The organism is Streptococcus macedonicus ACA-DC 198 (genome assembly GCA_000283635.1).
GTDB classification, from domain to species: Bacteria; Bacillota; Bacilli; order Lactobacillales; family Streptococcaceae; genus Streptococcus; species Streptococcus macedonicus.
In genome coordinates this window covers 931,312-953,462 of record HE613569.1, presented here as the reverse complement: position 1 = coordinate 953,462, position 22,151 = coordinate 931,312, and the positions used below count along the sequence as shown (strand labels likewise).

Below are 22,151 nucleotides of genomic sequence, written 5' to 3'. Positions count from 1 at the left end.
CTCTGATGCCACTTTAAAATAAACTCATCAATTCAATCAAATATAGATTAAAGTGAACTTCGCGAGAATAGTAAATATTCCCACCATTTTTATATAATTTTCCGCCTGAGATAAGGGCAAGGGGATGATAGTAAAAATAAGCTTCTCCTGTTGTATTTCCAAGACTTGGAGCGACAACATCACGAGAATAAGCCGTTGCCAAAGCAATCGTATTTTCGCCACCATTTTTTACCACGTAATCAATATAAGCAGTTCCAAAATTGTAAGCTTGCACAGCTGTCCAAACATCTACTCCTGCTTCATCTGCCAAGGTAAGATTTTCTGAAAGTACCGTCACGCCTTGACGAATACTGGTCTGGCTATCCGTAATAGAATTAGCAACACCGTCTGAACTTTCGCTTGATTGCATAACGTCACCGTCATCGCCTTTGGTCTCCGTGTAAATCATCGCCAAGACCAAATCAACATTGGCGGTGGTATCGTTGTCGTCTAAAATCTCCTTGACCATATCTTTATACTGTAAAACATTTTGCACATTTTCGTGAACCACATACGTTTGGTAACCACAAAAAATGACAAAGCCCAGTATGATTAGGAGTCTTAAGAACTTAAACATTATTTATTTTGAATATCCTCTATATTTTTAATCAAGATAGAATAAGTTCCATTTGGATTTTGGATAAATTCTACCGATTCAGCGTCGTCATAGACATTATTAGGTACAATCAGTTGAATACCATTGGATAGGGATAACTTCTGATTTTCCAATTTTTTCGTCTGACGTGAATGGTCAATATCTGCTACCTGAATTGGTTCTGGAATACTTTCTTTTAACTCATCAACAAAAGTTAAACGAGCAGTCAAATTACTATCAAAAAGTTGGTCTGCCAATTTTTCTGGTGATAATTCTTGCTCTTCTTCCAGATTTTTATGGATAGCAGCTTTCATTTTGGATTGGAAAGCAAAATCATCTTGTTGGAAATTTTTAGCAATTTTCTGCGCTGTTTGTTCAACCATTTTTATCGATTTTTTCACCGATTGCTCTGGTTGGACTTGCAAGAGATTTTCTGAAAAATAATTAGCAAAGCTACCATTATGCTTGATACGCTTCTCAATCAAATAATAATGATGATTAGATCGATTAATCACCAAAGCTTCATCTGGTGTTTGTGCAGCTGACGGCAGATTATTTTGTGTCACCTTAATCGGACTTTCACTATCACTAGAAATATGGGTGAAATTTTCCTTCAAAGCAATACGAAGAAAGGCAAAATGTTCAACACCGTCTTTGTCAAATTGAATAAAAACCAAATCATTTGTTTTTTGATTTTCCGAGATGACAAATTCTTCTTTCCAAAGTTGGGTAATCTTAACAGATGACTCCATCAAATCATCACTTAAATAGCTAAGAAAGACATTATCTTCTGCAAACATTCCACGTTTAGCTTCATCTGAGAAAACTTTGCTTAGTTTTTTACGAAAATATTCATCAATACGTGGCGTGATTGTCAACAATTCGTCTGACAAAATCAGCTCAGTATCGTTGGGCGTAAATTGATGAATAACAATGCGTTTAATATATAAATCAATCATGGTTAGTTTTGTGATTGAATACCCAAATAGTATTCAACTGTTCGTTAATAAAGGGGGAAGGCATCTGTCAATGCTTTAACCTCGCGACGAACCTCCTCTAAAATAGTTTCGTTTTGATAATTTTCAAGTGCCTTAACAATTAATTCAGCAATAGCACGCGATTCTTTTTCTCCCATACCACGGCTTGTAATGGCTGGTGAACCGATACGAATACCTGATGTTTTAAACGGTGATAAGGTTTCAAATGGAATTGAATTCTTATTGAGCGTGACGTTAACAGACTCAAGGATATTTTGCGCCATTTTCCCATTTTCAACGACTTTTGTCACGTCGACAAGAAAGACATGATTATCTGTGCCGCCTGAAATCACACAAAAATTTGGGTGTTGATTAAAGACATCAGCCATAGCGGCAGCATTTTTAATTACATTTTCGCCATATTCTTTGAAAGCAGGGTCCAAGGCTTCTTTGAGCGCGACAGCTTTACCTGCAATGACATGCATCAATGGTCCACCTTGTAATCCAGGGAAAACAGCAGAATTGATTTTTTTAGCGAGAGCTTCGTCATTTGTCAAAATCAAACCACCACGAGGACCTCGAAGCGTCTTATGCGTCGTTGTGGTTGTAATATGCGCATAAGGAACTGGGCTTGGATGATGACCTGATGCCACAAGACCTGCAATGTGCGCCATATCCACCATAAGATAAGCACCGACACTATCTGCTATGGCACGAAAACGTTTAAAATCAATAATACGTGAGTAAGCTGATGCTCCCGCAACAATCAATTTTGGTTTCACTTCTTCTGCTAGCTCGGCTAATTTATCATAATCAATGCGTTCTGTCACAGGGTCAACCGTGTAAGAAATAAAGTGATATGTTTTCCCTGAAAAACTAGCAGGAGCACCGTGTGTCAAATGTCCGCCAGCAGCCAAATCCATTCCAAGGACTGTATCGTCAGGTTGAATCAAAGCCATATAAGCTGCGGCATTAGCTTGACTTCCTGAGTGAGGTTGGACATTCGCAAATTTAGCTCCGAACAATTCTTTTGCACGGTCAATCGCTAAATTCTCAACGATATCCACACAATCTGTTCCGCCATAATAACGTTTGCCAGGGTAGCCTTCAGCGTATTTATTGGTTAACAATGTGCCTTGAGCTGCCATGACAGCTTTTGAAACAACGTTTTCAGAGGCAATGAGTTCTATATTATTTTGTTGACGAACTTCTTCAGCATGCACTGCTTCCCAGAGTTCTTTGTCAAATGCTTCATAGTTTTCCTTGTCAAAAATCATATCCTTATCTCCTTTTTGATAAGACCATATCACATTACTTAAAAGCTTAGAAGCTCCAAGATGATGTAAAAGCCGAAATAGTATGAGAAGAATTTCCCAAAAATCACTCTTTCGTAAATGTTAAGTCGGGCACAACTGCTAATAAGTCGTTTTTGGTAATCGCACCTTGACGTAAAATACGAGCAGTTTTTCCAGATAAATCCAAAATTGTCGAGTCAACCCCTGTTAGGGCAGCATCGTCAGCAAAACCAATCACAGTACCACCGAACTGTTTTTGAATTTCCTTGAAAACTTTCCCACTTTCTTGTCCAGAAATGTTAGCTGACGGACCAATTAAGGGGCCAGCTTTCTTAATCAATTTCAAGGTTTGTGGGTGATTGGGAAGTCTAAAACCAATTGTTGATAAGCCAGAATTGATCCAAGCTGGCACGCGGTCATTAGCTTGTAAAATAATGGTTAATGGACCAGGTAAAAATGCATCATAAAGCTTTTTGAGATAACTTGGTTGCTGTTTTGAAAAAGCTAAAATTGTCTCAAAATCAGCTACATTGAGATTCATCGCCTTGTCTTTAGGACGACGTTTAAGTTGGTAAACATTCTCAACGGCTTTCTCATTCATCGCTTTGGCAAAAAGCCCATAAACGGTTTCTGTCGGTAAAATCACCGCTCCACCATTTTGCAAAATTGTTTCTAAATCAGTCATTATCCATCACGACCTTTCTATTTTTACCGAACATATCTTTGATGACACGAACGCGTTTAGCAGGAAAATGCTTGCTCAACAAAGCACGCAAATTTTCTCCTTGTTTATAACCAATTTCAAAATAAAGTTTTCCGTTTTCGGTCAAATGCTCACTAGCATTCTCAATAATCTGACGATAAATGGCAAAGCCACCTTCATCTGCAAAAAGTGCTAAATGCGGTTCTGAAGCGAGCACATTAATGCCAACTTCATTCTCATCTTCATAAGCAATATAGGGCGGATTTGAAATAATCATATCAAATCTTTCTGTAATTTGGCTAAAAACATCAGATTGAATCAAGGTGAGCTCTACTTGATTTTTGAGGGTGTTTTCTTTCGCTAATTGTAGGGCGTCTGCTGAAATGTCAGAGGCAGTTACTTGCCAATTTGGTCGCGCAACCTTGAGCGAAATAGCAATCGCACCGCTTCCTGTACCAATATCTAAAACTCGCAAGTCATCTCTGCTATTTTCCTTTAAAACCAAATCAACCAGCTCCTCAGTTTCAGGTCGTGGAATCAAAACACGCTCGTCAACTGAAAGCTCTAAATCGCGAAAATAGGCTTTCCCAGTGATGTACTGAGGAGAGCGATGTTCTGTCAACTGAGCCATGATTTGCTCAAGTAACATTTGGTCTTTTTCGGTGATAGCTTGGTTCTGATGTAAGATGAAATCAAGCAAGGTCCAACCTTTTAATTCACGGAAAACGTAAGAGAGATTTTCTGGGTCCTCGCCGATTGCTTGTAATTGTTTTTCTAGTTGGCTGATTGTTTCAGCGTAATTCATTATTGATTTAACTCTTCTAATTTCTTAGTTTGGTCAAAAAGAATAAGGGCATCGATAACTTCGTCTAGTTTTCCTGACAAAATCGTATCTAATTTTTGCAATGTTAAACCAATACGGTGGTCTGTGACACGGTTTTGTGGGAAATTATAAGTACGGATACGTTCTGAACGGTCACCTGTACCGATTGTTGATTTACGTTCAGCATCTTGTTCATTTTGAGCAATTTGGGCAAAGTGGTCAGCAACACGCGCACGAATAATTTTCATGGCTTTGTCACGGTTTTTCTGTTGCGTACGTTCTTCTTGCATTTCAACTTTAATACCAGTTGGAATGTGAACCATACGAACAGCTGTCGCAACTTTGTTGACGTTTTGTCCACCAGCACCTGATGCGTGGTAAATATCCACACGCAAGTCTTTTGGATCGATTTCGTATTCGACTTCTTCAACTTCTGGCATGACAAGGACAGTTGCTGTTGAGGTATGAACACGACCTTGGCTCTCTGTGACAGGGACACGTTGAACACGGTGAGCACCTGATTCGTATTTCAACTTAGAGTAAACAGATTGGCCAGATACCATGACAATAACTTCTTTGATGCCACCGACACCGTTGTAAGAAGCTTCCATGACATCGAATTTCCAACCTTGGCTTTCAGCATATTTTTGATACATTTGAAGAAGGTCACCAGCAAAGAGCGCAGCTTCGTCACCACCAGCAGCACCACGAATTTCCAAGATGATGTTTTTGTCATCGTTTGGATCTTTTGGTAAAAGAAGAATTTTAAGTTTTTCTTCGTATTCTTCTTTGGCTGCTTTTGAGTCTTTGAGTTCCTCTTTCGCCATTTCTTCAAGTTCAGGATCGCCACCAGCGTCTTTAATCATTTCTTCGGCATCTTCGATGTTTTGAAGAATTTGTTTGTATTCGCGGTAAACAGTTACGGTTTCACGTGTGCTCGCTTCTTCCTTAGACAAAGCCATAAAGCGTTTTGTATCGCTAACGACATCAGGGTCAGATAGCAATTCGCCTAATTCTTCGTAACGGTCCTCAACCGCTTGTAGCTGATCATAAATATTCATTTGTTTTCGATTAACCTCTCTTTTGCAAATTCATTTTCTTATTTTTCTTTGGAAATCATTGGGTTAAAATAATGTTTACGGCAAACGGGGATATAGGTTTCGTTGCCACCGATTTGAATTTGGTTTCCTTCGTAAACAGGCTTGCCATTTTCAGTTCGCAAGACCATGGTTGCTTTTTTAGAACAAAATTGACAAATGGTTTTAATTTCGTCAATTTTATCTGCTAATAACAGTAGATATTTGGATCCTTCGAACAATTCGTTTTGAAAATCATTTTTTAACCCAAAAGCCATCACAGGAACGTCCAAATCATCAACAACACGCGCCAAATCATAGACATGCTTTTTCGTTAAAAATTGACATTCATCAATTAAAACGCAGTATGGTTTTTCTGGTAATTCTTGAATAAAGGCAAAAATATCCATTTCTTCCGTAATAGCAATCGCCTTGCGACGCATACCAATACGACTTGAAACAACACCATAACCATCACGCGTATCAAGTGCCGAAGTCATAATGACAACTGGTTTGCCTTGTTCTTCATAGTTATGAGCAACTTTTAAAATTTCAATGGTCTTTCCAGAATTCATGGTTCCATATTTATAATAGAGTTGAGCCAAAAGTGACAATCCTACCTTCTACTAATATTCTTCTATTCTACCATAAAATTGCCTAGGGTTAAATAAGAGAAACTAGCATTTAGCATAATGGACCTTACAAATCTTTAAATAGACGAAGCTAATTGCTACAACGGACGAGAAAACTTGGTTACAGCAAAAAAGCTAAAAAACCACCGTTTCCTAACTCATCATTCATTACTACTAATAAAACAAAAACAGCACATAGGAGCGACAAAATTTGCCGCTCCTATGTGCTGTTAAGTTGTTAATGCTCGCCATTATTATAACATAGACAATCATGTTGATTCAATGACACATTGTTAAAAAAATCACTATTCTGTTACAAAATTGTTTTTAAAGTTGATTTTTCGGGATTAAACCGATAGAAATTGTATTGACTAAACAAGGATGATACGGTATCTTATACCATATATAACTACTATTTAGTTAACTAGTGGAGGTTACGATTATGAAACTTGGTTTTCGAAAACCAAGTTTCAAAAAGAGTTTGAAAGCTCGAACAACGGCAAAGTGGAAAAGGCAAACTAAAAAAGCCGTCATCCCTGGCTATGGTATAAAAGGAACAGGTTACCTCAAAAATCCTAAAAAAGCAGCCTACAATAATGTTTACCATAAAACGACATTTAGTCTTTCTGACATTCTGAAACTTTTTAAATAACATTTACCTTTGAAAATGCTTCTTCTCTTTCCTGAAATTTACTGAATTTTCTCGCAAAATATGCTACAATGTTTGTGTTAGATAAATTATAAAAGGAGATTGTTATGCCATTCGTAAAAATCGATTTATTCGAAGGTCGTACTGAAGAACAAAAAATTGAGCTTGCTCGCGAAGTAACTGAGGTTGTTTCACATGTTGCTAAAGCTCCAAAAGAAGCTATCCACGTTTTCATCAATGATATGCCAGAAGGAACTTACTACCCACATGGCGAAATGAAAAAGAAAAACTAAGTTTTGTTAATTTTAAAACACTTACTGCTTTCTTAGTCATCTCGATTAGGAAAGTTTTTTTACTTTTGAGCTTGATTTTCACGATAGAAAGCGTTATCCTAACTTCATAAAATGATTTTGGAGGTGACGTTTTGCAACTGAGTCATAGCGTGAAGATGATGGGAACGATTATTGATATTGGCATTGATTCTGACACTCCCCATCAGCACATCAAGGAAGTCTGTCATCTTCTAACCGTTTATAAGAATCGCTTTAGCGCCAACGATAACGATTCTGAGCTAATGATTATTAATCATAATGCTGGTATCGCTCCTGTCACTGTTCATCCAGATTTGTTTGAGCTTATCGAACTTGGTAAGACGCATAGTCTTTTACAACCTAGCAATCTTGATATTGCTATTGGTCCTTTGGTGCAAAGCTGGCGCATTGGTTTCGAAGATGCCAAGGTTCCTGACAAGGAAAACATTCAGAAAGCTATTGCACTCGCAAACCCAGAACACATCATTTTAAATGCAGCTGAAAAAAGTGTATTTCTTAATCGCAAGGGCATGAAAATTGATCTTGGTGCGTTAGCCAAGGGGTACATTGCCGATAAAATTATGGATTATCTGAAAACTAAAAATGTCAGCTCTGCTATGATTAATCTTGGTGGCAATGTCCTCGTTTATGGTGATAATCCCAAGCGTGAAAATGGTATTTGGCATATTGGTATCCAACATCCCCAAAAACAGCGTGGCAACAATCTCGGCATTTTAACACTCAAAGACAAATCCGTTGTGACTTCAGGCATTTATGAACGCTATCTACAAGTTGGCGATAAGGATTATCATCATATTTTTGACCGACATACGGGTTATCCTATTGAGACTGACATGGCGAGTTTAACCATTGTTTCAGACTTATCTGTTAATTGTGAAATATGGACAACACGTCTGTTTGGTCTGCCGATTAAGCAAGCTTTTGAGACTATTCAAAGCACTCCAAATATCGAAGGAATTATCATTACCAAAGATAATCGCTTTGCAGTCACCAGCGGTCTTAAACAAGATTTTCAATTACTCTATTCATAAGATACAAAAAACATTTCCAAGGTTATTCCTTAGAAATGCTTTTTTAGTTTATTTTGTTTCTTCTGTTTTTGTTTTACCGTTTAAAATCAAGTTAAGAACAACAGCAAACAAAGTTGCGATAACAATACCATTTGTCAAAAACATTTGAAGTGTGCTTGGTAGTCTATCAAAAAGATTTGTTCCGTCAAAACCAACACCGCAAGCAATTGACACCGCTGCAATGATAAAATTGTGTTCGTTATGTTGAAAATCGACTTGATTGAGCATTTGCATCCCTTGAAGAGCTACCATACCGAAAAGAACAATCATAGCGCCACCAAGAACTGGACTAGGAATCATTTGTGCCATAGCACCGAATTTTGGAAGAAGTCCAAGGATAACAAGGAACAAGGCTGTGTAGTAGATTGGACGGCGTGTTTTGATACCAGAAATACGAACCAAACCAACGTTTTGTGAGAATCCTGTATATGGGAATGTATTGAAAATACCACCGAGTAAAACAGCAGCACCTTCTGCACGGTAACCGTTGCGAAGTCGTTTACTGTCAAGTTTTTCGCCAGTCAAATCTGAAAGCGCAAGGTAAACACCAGTTGATTCAACCATTGAAACAGTTGCGATGATACACATCATCACAATTGAGGTGATTTCAAACTTTGGTGCACCAAAGTAGAATGGTTGTGGAATGTGAACAAGCGGTGCTTCAGTAACAACTGACGTGTCAACCAAGCCCATGAAAGCTGCAATAATTGTCCCTCCAATCAAGCCAATCAAAATCGCAATGGATTTGATAAAGCCTTTTGCAAAAACATTAACCGCAAGCACGATAGCAATTGTTATCAATGCTAAAATCATTGATTGAGCCGTTGGAGAATCAGCATTGTCTCCCATGTTTCCAATCGCAACAGGAATCAATGTTAAACCGATTGTTGTGATAACTGACCCTGTCACAACTGGTGGAAAGAAATCGGCAATTTTTGAAAAAATCCCAGAAATCAAAATAACGTAAATTCCTGACACAATCAAAGCACCGAACATATAACCTGAACCTTGTTTAGCACCAATGATTGAAAGTGGAGCAACTGATTGGAAGGCACAGCCAAGAACAACTGGAAGCCCAACACCAAAGTGCTTACGCATTTGAAGTTGTAAGAATGTTGCAACTCCACACATGAAAATGTCTGTTGAGATAAGGTAAGTCAACTGTTCAGCTGAATAATTAAGCGCACCAGCAATCATAATTGGTACTAAAATTGACCCAGCATACATAGCAAGCAAGTGTTGCAAACCAAGAATGGCTGCTTGTGAATGTTTTTGTTCGTTCATTTCCATTTTACGCATCTGCCTCCATAAAGACAACTTGTCCATCTTTAAATTCTTTAATACGTGCTAACGATGTTACAGGGACACCAGTTTCTTCTAATAATTGGCGACCAGTTTGGAATGATTTTTCAATGACAATCCCAATGCCAGCAACTTTCGCTCCTGCTTGACCAATGATTTCCAAAAGCCCTTTAGCAGCTTGACCATTTGCCAAGAAATCATCAACAATGAGAACTGTATCGTCCTCTGACAAGAATTTACTTGCGATTGACACGGTGCTAGTCACACGTTTTGTAAACGAATAAACTTCTGCGGTTAAAATACCTTCAGTCATCGTGATATTTTTCGCTTTTTTAGCAAAAATCATCGGAATGTTCATCGCTTGCGCTGTATAGAGGGCTGGAGCAATACCTGATGCTTCGATAGTAACAACCTTAGTAATACCAGCATCTTTGTAGGCATCAGCAAAAACTTTGCCGATTTCCTGCATTAATTCATAGTCAACTTGGTGAGTTAGAAAACTATCTACTTTTAAGATGTCCTCACCTAACACATTCCCATCATTTAAGATGCGATTTTCCAATAATTTCATGGATTCTCCTTCTGAAAATTTTTAAAATTGAATTGGCTAAAAATAATAACTTATGATGAAACGTGATTAGGCATAAGGACACATATAAAAACAAACAAGAGATGTTTACACATATGGTAAACACCTCTTGTTACTCGGTCATATTTTCACAACTATATGCAAAAACATCTCAACTTCATTGAGCAAAGACTTATTGTTAGACATTACGGTGTCTTGTAGAGACGCTACGCCCATTCGTAGCATAAATAAGTTTTATTAAATTTTAACCATCACTAACTAATGACACGTCTATTGTATCATTTTCAATGGTTATATGGCAAGATGACATTGGTCCTATTATTAAAAGATGTAATTTTCTGAAGACACAGTCATTAAAATGCTGCTGGGCGAAAAACACCATAAATATTATAAGAAGCTAAGGCTAATAATCCTAAAAGCGGTTGAATAAGCGCTATTACAATCAAGACAATATAAACTGTTATGATATTTAGCGTTACACGATAAGGATAAGGTGCATTTGGTCATTAATCTCACTCAAGAAATGATAAAGTAATCGATAAGACATGGTCCACAATATGCTCAGTACAATAAAGGTCACCAAAGGTTGGGCGTGATCAGGATAATCACCAATCCATGAAGCTAGAAATGGGATAAATGACTGAATCAATAACCACACACCATTAACCCAAAAGACCCTGCGGTCAATCACTTCAATTGATTTAAATAAATTATGATGATTATACCAAACACCTAATAACAAGGTAAACGATGATATGTAAGCAATGTAAGCTTGCCACCTTGTCAGAGCTCAAGGAACTGCTGTTCGTTCTAAGGAAGAGATACTAGCCGAGACAGATGCCACTTTAAATAAAGCATTCTCAGAGTTTTATCATTAACGGCTCTATAATTTCTGTAGTGGGTAAATCCACTGTAGAGATTATGGAGCCTTTTTTAGTGTAGAAAAAAAGTCCCATATGACCTATAATGAAAAGCGACTAAACTCATATTAGAAAGGGTTCATATGGAACAACTAAATCTTATCACAAATTTTCTCAGAATTAAAGACAAAAATATCACTATCACTGATGAATATAATATGGGGACTCACTTAGAACTCCACGGTCACTTGGACTACACAGCCCCTAAATGCCCAAAATGCAAGGGACAAATGGCTAAGTACGACTACCAGAAAACTTCTAAAATCCCCTACCTAGAAACTGCTGGCTACCCTTTGCTTATCCGTCTTCGAAAGCGTCGTTTCAAGTGTAAAGATTGCGGAAAAATGGCGGTAGCTGAAACTCCTCTTGTCAAGAAAAACCACCAAATCTCTGTCGCTGTTAACCAGAAGATCGCTCAATTACTCATCGAAAATCAAGCAATGCAACAGATTGCACACAGGCTATCTATCTCAACATCGTCAGTTATGAGAAAGCTCAATGAGTTCAAGTTTGAAACGGATTGGAATACCCTACCCGAGGTGATGAGCTGGGACGAGTATGCCTTCAAGAAGGGGAAAATGAGCTTCATCGCTCAAGATTTCGACTCCCTAAATGTCATCGCCATTCTCGACGGAAGAACCCAAGCAACCATCCGAAACCACTTTCTACGCTATCCTAGAAAGGTTAGAAATCGGGTCAAAGTGATTACCATGGATATGTTTAGTCCCTATTATCAACTTGCTAAACAGCTTTTTCCGAATGCAAAAATTGTACTCGATCGCTTTCATATCGTGCAACACCTTAGTCGTGCTATGAACCGTGTCCGTATTCAAATTATGAATCAATTCGACAGAAAATCCCAGGAATACCGAGCCTTGAAACGTTACTGGAAATTGATACAACAAGATAGCCGTAAACTCAGCGATAAACGATTTTATCGTCCTATGTTTCGAATGCATTTGACTAACAAGGAAATCCTAGAAAAACTCCTATCCTACTCAGATGAACTACGACAGCACTATGAACTCTATCAGCTTCTCTTATATCATTTCCAAGAGAAAAACTCAGATCATTTCTTTGACCTCATCGAACAGGAAATAGCCACTGTTAATCCTATTTTCCAGACGGTATTTAAGACATTTTTAAAGGATAAGGACAAGGTTTTAAACGCCATGGAATTGCCTTATTCCAACGCCAAACTGGAAGCTACCAATAATCTCATCAAAGTCATTAAGAGAAATGCCTTTGGTTTCAGGAACTTTGAAAACTTTAAAAAACGGATTTTGATTGCTTTGAACATAAAGAAAGAGAGAGCGAAGTTCGTCCTCTCTAGGTGTTAGCTTTTCATCTACCCACTACAGTTGACAAAGAGCCTCATTAACATACAAAGAAAGCCACTCAAAAAAAGAGCGGCTTTTATATATTTCAAACTTAAATCGAATCACCATTCCAAATGGAATTTTTAACGATGACGTAATCAACACGTGTTAAGCTGTGTAAATCACGTCCACCAGCGTAGGAAATCGCACTTTGAAGGTCTTCTTGCATTTCAACCAGAGTATCTTTCAAATGCCCTTTAACTGGTAATAAAATTTTCTTTCCTTCGATGTTTTTATGTTCACCTTTTTGGTATTCAGAAGCTGAACCGTAATATTCTTTATACTGCTCACCATCTACTTCTACCAATTTTCCTGGGCTTTCCAAATGCCCTGCAAATAATGAACCAATCATAACCATTGTTGCACCAAAGCGGATTGACTTGGCAATATCGCCGTGCGTACGAATTCCACCGTCAGCAATAATCGGCTTACGAGCAGCTTTGGCACACCAACGAAGCGCAGCTAATTGCCACCCACCCGTCCCAAAGCCAGTTTTTACTTTAGTGATACAGACTTTCCCTGGACCAATCCCAACTTTCGTAGCATCAGCGCCAGCATTTTCCAACTCACGAACAGCCTCTGGCGTTCCAACATTACCAGCAATAACAAAGGTTTTAGGCAATTCTTTTTTGATGTGTTGAATCATGTTAATCACACTATCAGAATGTCCATGGGCAATGTCAATTGTGATAAATTCAGGCGCATCATCTTTTAAACTTGTGACGAAATCGTACTCATAGTCTTTAACACCTACTGAAATAGACGCAATTAACCCTTGCTCGTGCATACGCTCAACAAATGGTTTACGAGCCTCTTCATCAAAACGGTGCATAATGTAAAAATACCCATTCTTAGCCAAATATTCTGCAATGTTTTCATCAATAATGGTCTGCATATTGGCAGGAATAACAGGCAATTTAAAGGTATAATCGCCAAGTGTCACTTGCGTGTCAGCTTCCGAACGACTACTGATGATACATTTGTTTGGAATCAGTTGGATATCTTCGTAATCAAAGACAGGCATTTCGTTATACATATCAGCTTCTCCATAGTTTCTGCTACCGCAACTCCAATTTGTCAAAAATGTCTTAACTAAAAAAGAAAGTTACTTTTTGATAGTAGGGTTTGCCTAATAGTTAGAAACTCTTTCATTAAAAAATGACCTTCCTATAACTCTCCTACGTCTGAAAATAGCAAAGCATCGCTAGGTAAAAACTTACCTTTCCATTATTATTTTACACTACCGTTCGTTTTATGTCAATTATTTTATTTTTTATTTTTAAAAATGTTCGTTTTTAACATATGTTTTTTTATATTTAAAGCGTGACAAAATGATTTAAGTTTTGTTTCAGTTTTCTTTTAGTTGAAATTAAGACAAGTTGTCTATGCTTCTTTCATATCAAAATTTCAAAGGAGAGTTTTATATAAACTTTATTAAGCGAGCTTGGCTTGCGACAAAAGCAAAGAAAGGACGTACAGCACTACTAATTTTAGTAACTAGTGCTATTTTAATTTTCGTTTTAGCTGGATTGACCATTAAAAATGCTGCCGATTCAGCTGTCGAATCAGCCAAAAGTGAAGCTGACGCAACAGTCACCTTATCTGTTAATCGGGAAGCGATGATGAAAGCTTTCAATCCTGACAGCGACAGCAGTTCTGATGATTCTAGTGACGATGGTTCAGCAACTACTTCTGTTGACCTTGCGACAGCCGAGTCTATCGCTGAAAAAGACGGCGTAGCTTCTTATCTCTTTACCACAACAACGACAGCAACAGCTGGTGATGATATTTCTGCTATTTCGACATCATCTTTAACTTCTTCAGATGATTCAGATTCAAGCAGCGATGATTCATCTGATAGCGATCAACCCTCTGGTCGTGGCGGTATGGAAATGACATCTGGTGACTTTACCATTACAGGTGTCAACAGCACTGATTACGTGAGTGACTTTACATCGGGCACAAGTGAAATCACTGACGGTGTTGGTATCACGTCTGATACTGCGGATAATTCTGCGGTGATTTCTTCAGATTTAGCTGACGCTAATGACCTTAGTGTCGGAGATACCTTTACCGTAACAACAACCGTAGACGATACTGAAACAAGTTATGCATTGACTGTCGTTGGTATCTATGAGAATTCATCAACAGCTACTACAGCTTAAATGATGTCTAATGCTTCAAATCCTCAGAACAATATCTACACCAATCTAACAACAGCAGATACAATGAAGGGTGAAACAGACACACTTGATTCAGCTGTTTATACTCTCTCAAATCCAGAAGATATGGACGATTTCGTTGACGAAGTAGAATCTGAAATCGATACTGATTCTTACTCTGTCACTTCAAGTGATGAAATCTACGAACAAATGCTTTCACCACTTAACAATATTTCATCAATCGCTCAAAACATCGTTATCTTGGTAGCAATCGCTGGCGCTGTTATCTTGACACTTATTGTTATCCTTAGCATTCGCGAACGTCGTTATGAAATTGGTGTTCTGATGAGCCTCGGTGAAAATCGCGTTAAGATTATCGGTCAATTCTTTATGGAACTCTTCATGGTAACGGTAGTATCACTTATTATTGCTTCATTTGCTGATAATTTTGTGGAAAATGCGCTCGGTAATCAGCTCTTGTCATCATCAACTTCTACCGAACAAACGACCCAAACTTCAGGACAAAATGGCAGAGGTCCTGGTCAAGATACTAATTCTTCTGACAGCAACAATAGTGATTCTGGTCAAAAATCTGGTGCCCCTGGTGGCGGCATGGGTAATATGGTATCAATGGCAACCTCTTCAACTCAAGAAATCGATAACCTTGATATCAAATTAACAGGAACTGATGTCGCAAAACTTGGTGGAATTGCACTTCTGATTTCATTTGTTTCAACAATTCTTGCAAGTATTGGCATTATCCGCATGAAACCTAAGGATATCTTATCATCTAACTAGAAAGGACTAAGAAATGCCTTTACGAACACATAATATCGGTTATTGCTACACCAACAATCCTGACGATTATCTTTTTAAGAACGTTAATCTAACCTTTGAAAAAGGGAAAGTTTACTCTATTCTTGGTCAGTCAGGAATCGGAAAAACAACTTTCCTTTCTCTACTAGCTGGCTTAGATAGCCCCAAAGCTGGTAAAATTTATTTGGAAGATAATGATATCAATAAATCTGGTTTGACCAATTATCGTAAACACTCTGTTTCAACGATTTTCCAAGCTTATAATTTAATGACCTACATTACTACTCGTCAAAAAGTTCAAACGGCGCTAGAAATCTCTAACAAACCCGTGGACAATGCCAAAATCGAAGAACTTTTTGAACTCGTTGGTATTCCTAAAGAAATGATTGACAAGCCAGTTCTTCAACTTTCTGGTGGGCAACAACAGCGTGTTGCTATCGTTCGTGCTTTAGCAACGGAACATGATTTAATTATCGCTGACGAACCGACAGGAAACTTAGACGAAGAAACAACATAAGACATTGTCAATATCTTCAAAGATATTGCACGTAAGCAAAATAAAACCATTATTATCGTCACTCACGAAACAGCTGTCGCTCAAGAAACAGACGTCACGTTTGAACTCAAGAAAAAACAATTTACAGAGGTTTAAAAATAATAACAGAATGCACTCAACTTCTTTGCTGAGTGCATTTTCATTATCGTAAAATTTATCAATCTGACAAATCTTGTCCATTTGTGGCAATGACTTTCTTGTACCAGAAGAAGGAATCTTTGCGGTAACGTTTGAGACTACCTACTTCTTCATCTGTACGATCAACGTAAATAAAGCCATAACATTTACGGATACCTTCGTGTGTTGAGATGAGGTCGATTGCTGACCATGGATTGTAACCAAGCATATCAACACCGTCAGAAATAGCCAATTGGATTTGTGCAATGTGTTGGCGAAGGTATTCGATACGGTAGTTATCGTGAATTTTGCCGTCTTCTGTCAAAGTATCATAGGCTCCAAGACCATTTTCAGTGACTAAAAGTGGTAAACGGTAACGGCTGTACATTTCGCGAACAGTTGCACGAAAACCAACAGGGTCAATTTCCCAACCAAATTCTGTTTTCACAAGATTTGGATTGTCAACGCTCTTCGCAAAGCCTGGGAAAGTTTGATTTGATTGTTGGTCGCCATTAGCGCCTGCGACTTCACTACCGTCAGAAGCTTCAACAGTCGTTGTATTGTAATAGTTAAAGCCAATAAAATCAGGCTTAGCTGCTTTCATGATAGCACGGTCCTCATCAGTAATTGTTGGCAAAGCATCATTTTCTTCTAAATATGCCCAAGCTAGGTTATTATATTCACCGAAAACATAAGCATCTAAATAAAGCCAATTACGAAGCGCATTGAAGTTTTGAGCAGCAATAACATCTTCTGGTTTTGATGACGCTGGGTAAACCAAAGAAATATTTGGTGCTGGACCAATTTTAGCATCAGGAAGTATTTCATGGCAAAATTGCATTGCTTTAGCTTGCGCAACCAGTTGGTGATGATTTTGTTGGTAAATCTCTTTAGTGAGATTAGTTGTTCCTTCTGGCACATGAAGCGTACCGATAACTGGACCAACCAATGTTAGCATATTTTGTTCATTGATTGTTAGCCAATATTTAACACGGTCACCGAAATTTTCAAACAAGACACGCGCATATTCAGCGAACCAATCAACAGAATCATGTGTTGACCAAGAACCACGTTCATCAAGCGCCGCTGGCATATCAAAGTGGAACATTGTGACGATTGGTTCAATGTCATATTTCAAACATTCGTCAATCAAATTATTGTAGAATTCAATCCCTTTTGGATTAACCTCGCCTGTTCCATTCGGCTAAACACGTGTCCAAGAAATGGAGAAGCGATATGATTTGAAACCCATTTCTGCCATTAGGGCAATATCTTCTTTATAATGATGATAATGGTCAACTGAAACTGACAAATCAGCTGTTCCTTCAGGAATTTCTTTCACGTCTTGGCATGACGGACCTTTGCCGTCCTCTAAAGCAGCCCCTTCAACTTGATAAGCTGACGTTGAAGCTCCCCACAAAAAATGTTCTGGAAATGGTTTTAAATTTTTGTGTAACATAAAAATCTCCTCACTAATGATTTTTCAATAATATTATATCGTTAAAATCAAACAAAAACTAATGATATAAAACGCATTCCTTGTACTATCATACGATTAATTACTTTTAATAGGCAAAAATATTACAAAGATGAAAAGACACGCTCCAATTGCCACGTTTTGCCAATCAGCTTAATGATATTTCCAATCAACAAAGCGCCAATGATTGTTCCCTCGCGAATGCCAGCAAATTCATGCAAACAAAGAAAGCCGATAACCAGAGAAAAAATGGCTTGTGAGAAATCTGTTAGCAATTTTATCGCGCCAAATTCTTTCTTGGTCACAACAGCAATTGCTCGACTAAAACCGTCAGCAGGAAGTACGGCAACATTAACCACCACTTCAAAATAAGCCCCAAATGCAATAATAAGACAGCCAATCAGCAGCGAAATTAATTTCACACCATAGTTTTCGGGGTTAAAAAAAGTCAGTAACCACGTCGAAAAATCAATGACGTAGCCAAAAAGAAAACTAATCGGAATTTGCAGCACAGTATCCACAAAATGGCTTTGCTTTCTTAGAATAAGAACTTATGCCAAAATCAAAATCATACTAACCATAATGGTAAACTTGCCAAGTGTGATTTTAGAAAATATCAGCGAGAGTGTGGCAATCGGCGTTGTTCCCAAGGCTGCTTTTCTAATAAAAGTGACGCCAAATCCATTACACAATAAGCCAAGAAAAAATAAAAAGTAACGATAACATTTGTTTTTCAATTTATCCTCAAAAATTATGAAATTATCAAAGAAGTTGTATATTATCCAAAGAGAAAGAGAGAAAAACTCTCTCAACTGCTAACAATCATCAATATTTTTTCAATTCTACGAAGAAACTCTAACAACAACTTCTTTTCATCATCAGAATAATCACTAAGAATTGTCTCACCTACCGTGGTACCACGTTGTTTTAAGGTGGTACAAATCTCTTGCCCATAACTCGTCAAAGAAATACTCGTTGAACGTCTATCTTTCTTAGAAATAACCGACTCTAAAATCGTTTTATCTTTCAATTTATCAACTAATTTCCGAGCTGCTTGGTGGGAAACTTTCAAATGGATCGCAAGGTCTTTAATGCTCTTTCCGCCATTATCAGCATAAAATAATATGGTTTCTGACTGAGCTGGTGTTAGGCGACTTTTCTCCAAATCACCAATCCGAATGTTTTTTAAAACATTGCCTGCTTTTAAAACTAGCCTTTCAATCGTAAAATCAATAGCAGTCATTTTCTCTCCTTAATTATACAACCTATTGTATATTATTTTGTAAATCTAATTAGCAAATGTCAAGTCGACCAAACTAAAAAGACCGATTTATGTTCAAATACGATCTTTCTATCTAAGCAATATCTGTTAAATTAATCCCAATTTTTCAAAGACATTATAAAGTCCGTCTTCTTCAACGTCATCGGTTACCATGTCTGCCATAGCAAGGATTTCTGAACCGCCATTTCCCATTGAGACACCAATTCACAATATTCTAGCATGGGAATATCAACCTTGGCATCACCAAAAGCAATGGTATCCTTTTTATCAGCTTGCAAGTGCTCCAAAAGAACATCAATTGCGTGTGCTTTGGTAATATCCTTAACACCAAGGTCACCAAACAACGCCGTTTCTCCACGACCACCCCATGTTCCAGTTTTTAAATGTGGAAAAGTTTTGGCTGAATCCAAATGGTCTTGGTAAGAATTAAGAATAAAGCTGACCTTATTCAAATCATCACGATACAATTCACCGCCATAAATCAAGCCATGAAGGGCATCTTCTACTTCCATATGTTCAACTTTTGCCGCAGTTCTACCTTTAGAAAGCGCATATTGGCGCATTACTGGGCGGGCAACTTCTTTGAAATTTTTCGAAGCAAACAGACCATTATTTGATTCTAAGTAAAATTCCAACCCATGTTCGTGTAGCCAGTCAACAATAGCTTTGGCATCCTCTTTTGAAATCAACTGGTGCATGATCACCTGACCGTTATGTTCAACATAAGAACCGTTGCCACCAATCATGCCGTCAAGACCAATATCCCATAGCTCAGGCTGCATTTCTGCACGACTACGTCCCGTGCAAACAAAGACATAATGTCCATTTTGACGCGCTTGTTGAATTGCTTTGACAGCAGACTCTGGCACGCGATTATGATAATCCACTAATGTTCCATCGACGTCTAAAAAAATAATCTTACTCATCGTTTTCCTCCAACCTATCTTTGTTATCTATTATAAACAGTTTGTTAGCAAGAAGATAGTATGATGTTAGCGTTTTCTGATATTATCCTCTGAATTATCAAGACAATGCATATGCAAGTTCCCTCATAGCAATTTACAAACAGTTTACTTGTGCTTTTCTGATAAAATCGTTATGATTGATAACATGAAAAATATTGAAGCATTACTGGCTCATCTTCCCTACCGAGCTAGTTTTTATGATAACAATTTAAAGCTCATTTATAGCAATAATTGCTCTGATGGTTCATTTTTCCCAGAAAATGAAAGCGAGAAACTTCCTGAATGGATTTGGCAAAGTCTACATCAATCTCTAGAAAAAAGCCTACATTTGCAAATACCGACAGATAGTTTTGATGTCATCTTAATGCAAACTTATCAGTTGATTTTAGATACTTCTGGTCAATCACTTGGTGTCATAACTTACATTCAAGACTTAAAACCACTTCTGTCTAGTTATCTAAAAGAAACTGGTCAAGCTATCGTTGCTTGGTCTGATACCACATCAGGACCTTCTATTGGTAATGATTTATAGGAATAATAAAAAGAGCCATATGGCTCTTTTTATTCTCGGTAAACGGGTTGTGGTCCAAAAGATTGGGAAACAGGCATTATTTCAATGCGGTTGATATTGACATGAGAAGGTTGGCTTGCCACCCAAGAAACGGTGTTAGCAATATCTTCTGGTTTAATAGCATGTGCGCCATCGTAGAGTTTTTCAGCGCGTTCATCGTCGCCTTTGAAACGAACATTTGAAAATTCTGTTCCCTCACAAAGACCTGGTTCAATATTGGTAACACGAATCTTAGTGCCTGCAAGGTCCGCACGCAAGTTCAATGAAAATTGTTTCACGAAAGCTTTTGAAGCTCCGTAAACATTAGCCCCAGGATAAGGAACTGTACCAGCAGTTGACCCAAGATTGATAATCATACCAGTATTACGTTTAACCATATCTGGCAAAATTTGGCGAGTTAAATAAGTCAAACCAACGATATTCGTATTAATCATTGTCAGCCAATCTGAAAAATCTGCTTCGTATGCCTTATCCAAACCAAGCGCTAAGCCTGCATTGTTAACCAGAATGTCAATTTCTCGCCACTCTTTAGGCAAAGAAGCCAAAGCTTCGTCGATAGCTTGTGTTTGTGAGATATCCATTTGAAGAGGGTAAACATTCTGTTGACCTAGTGCTGCTTGTAAGCTCTGCAATTTTTCCAAACGGCGGGCACTAGCAATGACACGATAACCGTCAGATACTAATTTTTCAGCGATAGCTTTACCAAATCCAGCAGAAGCTCCCGTAACTAAAGCAATTTTTGACATATTTCCTCTTTTCTTATTAAGACAAGAAAGTCAGTCGGAAAAACCAACTGAGCTTTGTTAATTTTTATTAATTATCGTTACCATCAATAGCTTGAGCAGCTGTGATGATAGCTAATTTGTAAATATCCTCAGCACTTGAACCACGTGACAAATCATTCACAGGCTTGTTGAGTCCTTGAAGGATTGGACCAATAGCTTCAAACATCCCTAAGCGTTGAGCAATTTTGTAACTAATATTTCCTGATTGAAGGTCTGGGAAGATAAAGACATTTGCTTGTCCTGCAATATCACTATCTGGTGCTTTTACAGCCGCTGTCCCTGGAACAAATGCCGCATCAAATTGCAATTCACCATCCAAAAGAATGTCAGGACGTGTTTCTTTAGCAATCTTAGTTGCTGTTTGTACTTTTTCAACTTGTGGCGCCTTAGCACTTCCTTTCGTTGAAAAACTCAACATTGCAATTTTTGGTTCAATGTCAAAAATTTTAGCCGTATCCGCAGTATTCACAGCAATTTCAGCCAACTCTTGAGCGGTAGGGTCGATATTAATCGCACAGTCAGCAAACACAAGACGTTGTTTTGTTTTTTCACGATTCATCAAGAACACTCCTGAGGTGCGTGAAATGCCAGGTTTCGTTTTAATGATTTGAAGTGCTGGGCGAACCGTATCAGCGGTTGAATGAATGGCACCAGAAACCATTCCGTCAGCCAAGCCAAGTTTGACAAGCATCACACCAAAATAATTGACATCTTGCAACAAACGCTCAGCATCTTCTGGTGTTACTTTTCCCTTACGAATTTCAAGAAATGCTTCTTTCATTTCATCAAATTGATCGTATTCTGCTGGGTTGATAATGACATAATTTTGATCAGCGAAGCCAAATTTCGCAAGCAAAGATCGAACTTCTTTAGCGTCTCCTAAAATAATCGGCTCAATTAATCCCTCGAATTTCAAACGAGCGGCTGCTCGAAGCACGCGTTCGTCATTTCCTTCAGGAAAAACAATTTTGAGGTTTTTACCAATAATTTTTTCCCGTAAGCTACCAAATAAAGATCGAATTCCCATATTTTTAACCTT

19 protein-coding genes, 5 pseudogenes and 1 riboswitch are annotated in these 22,151 nt (G+C 38.0%); of the genes and pseudogenes, 7 read left to right on the top strand and 17 right to left on the bottom strand.

Annotated elements, in window-relative coordinates; all coding sequences use genetic code 11:
- Positions 1–13: 13 nt before the first annotated feature.
- From SMA_RS04880 to SMA_RS04850, 7 genes are all read right to left on the bottom strand, one after another.
- Entirely contained in the window at positions 14–616 is a 603-nt protein-coding gene (locus tag SMA_RS04880) for a lysozyme family protein (protein ID WP_014294502.1), read from the bottom strand.
- A complete protein-coding gene (locus tag SMA_RS04875) occupies positions 616–1,593 on the bottom strand; it encodes a nucleoid-associated protein (RefSeq protein WP_014294501.1) in 978 nt (325 codons plus the stop codon). Before SMA_RS04875 ends, SMA_RS04880 begins: the two co-directional genes overlap by 1 nt.
- A gap of 44 nt (positions 1,594–1,637) precedes the next feature.
- Positions 1,638–2,888, bottom strand: coding sequence for a serine hydroxymethyltransferase (gene glyA / locus SMA_RS04870; protein ID WP_014294500.1), 1,251 nt, complete (start codon positions 2,886–2,888; stop codon positions 1,638–1,640).
- Between the two features lie 103 nt (positions 2,889–2,991).
- The gene (locus SMA_RS04865) at positions 2,992–3,591 is read right to left on the bottom strand and encodes an L-threonylcarbamoyladenylate synthase (protein ID WP_014294499.1); all 600 of its coding nucleotides are present in this window, start codon (positions 3,589–3,591) and stop codon (positions 2,992–2,994) included.
- On the bottom strand, positions 3,584–4,414 hold the full coding sequence (gene prmC / locus SMA_RS04860) for a peptide chain release factor N(5)-glutamine methyltransferase (RefSeq protein WP_014294498.1): 831 nt from the start codon (positions 4,412–4,414) through the stop codon (positions 3,584–3,586). Before prmC ends, SMA_RS04865 begins: the two co-directional genes overlap by 8 nt.
- Entirely contained in the window at positions 4,414–5,493 is a 1,080-nt protein-coding gene (prfA, locus tag SMA_RS04855; RefSeq protein WP_014294497.1) for a peptide chain release factor 1, read from the bottom strand. Before prfA ends, prmC begins: the two co-directional genes overlap by 1 nt.
- A gap of 38 nt (positions 5,494–5,531) precedes the next feature.
- Positions 5,532–6,113, bottom strand: coding sequence for a thymidine kinase (locus SMA_RS04850; protein WP_012961935.1), 582 nt, complete (start codon positions 6,111–6,113; stop codon positions 5,532–5,534).
- A 469-nt stretch (positions 6,114–6,582) separates the two neighbouring features.
- On the opposite strand from SMA_RS04850, the gene SMA_RS04845 reads away from it, so the two are divergent.
- From SMA_RS04845 to SMA_RS04835, 3 genes are all read left to right on the top strand, one after another.
- On the top strand, positions 6,583–6,792 hold the full coding sequence (locus tag SMA_RS04845) for a hypothetical protein (RefSeq protein ID WP_014294496.1): 210 nt from the start codon (positions 6,583–6,585) through the stop codon (positions 6,790–6,792).
- Positions 6,793–6,896: 104 nt separating this feature from the next.
- Positions 6,897–7,082 carry a 4-oxalocrotonate tautomerase gene (locus SMA_RS04840; RefSeq protein WP_014294495.1) on the top strand — a complete coding sequence of 62 codons (186 nt, stop codon included), beginning with the start codon at positions 6,897–6,899 and terminating at the stop codon, positions 7,080–7,082.
- Between the two features lie 131 nt (positions 7,083–7,213).
- The gene (locus tag SMA_RS04835) at positions 7,214–8,152 is read left to right on the top strand and encodes an FAD:protein FMN transferase (protein ID WP_014294494.1); all 939 of its coding nucleotides are present in this window, start codon (positions 7,214–7,216) and stop codon (positions 8,150–8,152) included.
- A gap of 48 nt (positions 8,153–8,200) precedes the next feature.
- Here SMA_RS04835 and SMA_RS04830 read toward each other — a convergent pair whose 3' ends face one another.
- The 3 genes from SMA_RS04830 to SMA_RS12020 all read right to left on the bottom strand — a co-directional run bounded on the left by SMA_RS04830 (position 8,201) and on the right by SMA_RS12020 (position 10,824).
- On the bottom strand, positions 8,201–9,490 hold the full coding sequence (locus tag SMA_RS04830) for a nucleobase:cation symporter-2 family protein (RefSeq protein ID WP_014294493.1): 1,290 nt from the start codon (positions 9,488–9,490) through the stop codon (positions 8,201–8,203).
- On the bottom strand, positions 9,483–10,064 hold the full coding sequence (locus tag SMA_RS04825; protein ID WP_014294492.1) for a xanthine phosphoribosyltransferase: 582 nt from the start codon (positions 10,062–10,064) through the stop codon (positions 9,483–9,485). Before SMA_RS04825 ends, SMA_RS04830 begins: the two co-directional genes overlap by 8 nt.
- Positions 10,065–10,237: 173 nt before the next feature.
- A riboswitch (purine riboswitch) is annotated at positions 10,238–10,333 on the bottom strand.
- A 224-nt stretch (positions 10,334–10,557) separates the two neighbouring features.
- Entirely contained in the window at positions 10,558–10,824 is a 267-nt protein-coding gene (locus SMA_RS12020) for a TMEM175 family protein (RefSeq protein WP_230937604.1), read from the bottom strand.
- 261 nt (positions 10,825–11,085) lie between these two features.
- On the opposite strand from SMA_RS12020, the gene SMA_RS04820 reads away from it, so the two are divergent.
- Positions 11,086–12,342: an ISL3 family transposase gene (locus tag SMA_RS04820; protein ID WP_014294295.1), complete on the top strand. Its 1,257-nt coding sequence runs from the start codon at positions 11,086–11,088 to the stop codon at positions 12,340–12,342.
- A gap of 91 nt (positions 12,343–12,433) precedes the next feature.
- Here SMA_RS04820 and guaC read toward each other — a convergent pair whose 3' ends face one another.
- Entirely contained in the window at positions 12,434–13,417 is a 984-nt protein-coding gene (guaC, locus tag SMA_RS04815) for a GMP reductase (protein ID WP_014294490.1), read from the bottom strand.
- 388 nt (positions 13,418–13,805) lie between these two features.
- On the opposite strand from guaC, the pseudogene SMA_RS04810 reads away from it, so the two are divergent.
- Together SMA_RS04810 and SMA_RS04805 are read left to right on the top strand one after the other, a co-directional pair.
- Positions 13,806–15,341, top strand: a pseudogene (locus SMA_RS04810) (ABC transporter permease).
- 13 nt (positions 15,342–15,354) lie between these two features.
- Positions 15,355–16,011, top strand: a pseudogene (locus SMA_RS04805) (ABC transporter ATP-binding protein).
- A gap of 61 nt (positions 16,012–16,072) precedes the next feature.
- Here SMA_RS04805 and SMA_RS04800 read toward each other — a convergent pair.
- The 4 genes and pseudogenes from SMA_RS04800 to SMA_RS04785 all read right to left on the bottom strand — a co-directional run bounded on the left by SMA_RS04800 (position 16,073) and on the right by SMA_RS04785 (position 19,717).
- A pseudogene (locus SMA_RS04800) lies at positions 16,073–17,491 on the bottom strand (glycoside hydrolase family 1 protein).
- Positions 17,492–17,613: 122 nt separating this feature from the next.
- A pseudogene (locus tag SMA_RS04795) lies at positions 17,614–18,246 on the bottom strand (DUF6198 family protein).
- A gap of 71 nt (positions 18,247–18,317) precedes the next feature.
- Positions 18,318–18,752: a MarR family winged helix-turn-helix transcriptional regulator gene (locus SMA_RS04790; protein WP_014294488.1), complete on the bottom strand. Its 435-nt coding sequence runs from the start codon at positions 18,750–18,752 to the stop codon at positions 18,318–18,320.
- A gap of 126 nt (positions 18,753–18,878) precedes the next feature.
- Positions 18,879–19,717 (bottom strand): annotated as a pseudogene (locus SMA_RS04785) (Cof-type HAD-IIB family hydrolase).
- A 172-nt stretch (positions 19,718–19,889) separates the two neighbouring features.
- On the opposite strand from SMA_RS04785, the gene SMA_RS04780 reads away from it, so the two are divergent.
- Positions 19,890–20,288 (top strand): sodium transporter, encoded by a 399-nt coding sequence (locus SMA_RS04780; protein ID WP_014294487.1) that lies wholly within the window; start codon positions 19,890–19,892, stop codon positions 20,286–20,288.
- 29 nt (positions 20,289–20,317) lie between these two features.
- On the opposite strand, the gene SMA_RS04775 is transcribed toward SMA_RS04780, so the two are convergent.
- Together SMA_RS04775 and pta are read right to left on the bottom strand one after the other, a co-directional pair.
- Complete coding sequence (locus SMA_RS04775; RefSeq protein ID WP_014294486.1) at positions 20,318–21,073, bottom strand: SDR family oxidoreductase; 756 nt, start codon at positions 21,071–21,073, stop codon at positions 20,318–20,320.
- A 67-nt stretch (positions 21,074–21,140) separates the two neighbouring features.
- Positions 21,141–22,139 carry a phosphate acetyltransferase gene (pta, locus tag SMA_RS04770; RefSeq protein ID WP_014294485.1) on the bottom strand — a complete coding sequence of 333 codons (999 nt, stop codon included), beginning with the start codon at positions 22,137–22,139 and terminating at the stop codon, positions 21,141–21,143.
- Between the last annotated feature and the right edge of the window lie 12 nt (positions 22,140–22,151).